At 67.7% G+C, this 665-nt stretch carries 2 protein-coding genes; both read left to right on the forward strand.

Going from position 1 to position 665, the window contains the following annotated elements; translation table 11 throughout:
• A partial coding sequence (locus tag AC0IYH_RS29060) for a zinc-binding dehydrogenase (protein ID WP_471837462.1) occupies positions 1-405 on the forward strand: 405 nt, incomplete at its 5' end.
• Positions 406-410: 5 nt separating this feature from the next.
• Positions 411-665: phosphotransferase family protein (locus AC0IYH_RS29065; protein ID WP_471837464.1), on the forward strand; the 255-nt coding region annotated here is incomplete at its 3' end.

Below are 665 nucleotides of genomic sequence, written 5' to 3' on the forward strand. Positions count from 1 at the left end.
CATACGCTGGACGCGCTGTCGGCAACAGTGGCGGACGAGGTGGTGGAGATCAGCCGCGGCGGCGTCCACCACGCGATCGAGGCGGTCGGGCGACCGCAATCGGCGGCGACGGCGGTCAAGGTCCTGCGGCGCGGAGGAACGGCCCCCGTGCTGGGCATGTTGCCGCCGGAGGAGAGCGTGGGCCTGTCGGCGATAGACTTGTTGTCGGGCAAGCGGTTGCAGGGCGGGTTCATGGGCGGCAACCGGTTCCCGGTGGACATTCCGCGACTGGTGGATTTCTACCTGCGCGGGCTGCTCGATCTGGACTCGATCATCGCCGAGCGGTTGCCGCTGGAGCGGATCAACGCCGCGTTCGACGAACTGCGGCGGGGTGGAGCGACGCGCAGCGTGGTGGTGTTCGCGTGACCGGGATGGAGGGAACGGTCGACGTCGCGGCGAAGGATCGGATCGATCTCGACCGGCTGGCGGATTGGATGACGGCCAATGTCGAAGGTTTTACCGGGCCGTTGAGCTATGCGAAGTTCGCCGGGGGACAGTCGAACCCGACCTATCGCCTCGACACCCCGCATCGCGCCTATGTGTTGCGGCGTAAGCCGTTTGGGCCGATCCTGCCGTCGGCTCATGCCGTCGAGCGGGAGTACCGGGTGATCGCCGGTCTGCACCCC

Source organism: Pseudomonas sp. AC463 (assembly GCF_979253585.1).